1 protein-coding gene is annotated in these 221 nt (G+C 54.3%); it reads left to right on the forward strand.

Annotation, left to right across the window (positions count from 1 at the left end; translation table 11 throughout):
* The first annotated feature begins 8 nt into the window (after nt 1–8).
* Nucleotides 9–152, forward strand: a complete 144-nt coding sequence (locus QSV46_RS41340; protein WP_314964614.1) for a hypothetical protein — start codon at nt 9–11, stop codon at nt 150–152.
* Nucleotides 153–221: the final 69 nt, after the last annotated feature.

A 221-nucleotide genomic window follows, 5' to 3' on the forward strand; every position in this document is an offset into this window, starting at 1 on the left:
TCGCTGCTATGAAAGAACGTGGTATGCTGCACATTACAGCGCAGAATATGTCACGCGCTCCCGCAATGCGGCTTATGTTGTATAACACCCGGCGCGCAATGGAGGAGCTGTCCATCATCGGCGACTTCATCGAGAAGGCATTGCAGGACTGATGTGGTTTTCCGCAAGCTGACCAGTTCGCTGCAGGTGGCACGTCTCGCTTCCACGAGTTTGGAAAAGCG

The sequence above is a fragment of the Bradyrhizobium cosmicum genome, from assembly GCF_032290525.1.
GTDB lineage: Bacteria > Pseudomonadota > Alphaproteobacteria > Rhizobiales > Xanthobacteraceae > Bradyrhizobium > Bradyrhizobium cosmicum_A.

Bases quoted from the DNA above. Each gene is read 5' to 3' on its own strand.
- QSV46_RS41340 (WP_314964614.1), top strand. From the start codon at position 9: ATGAAAGAACGTGGTATGCTGCACATTACAGCGCAGAATATGTCACGC.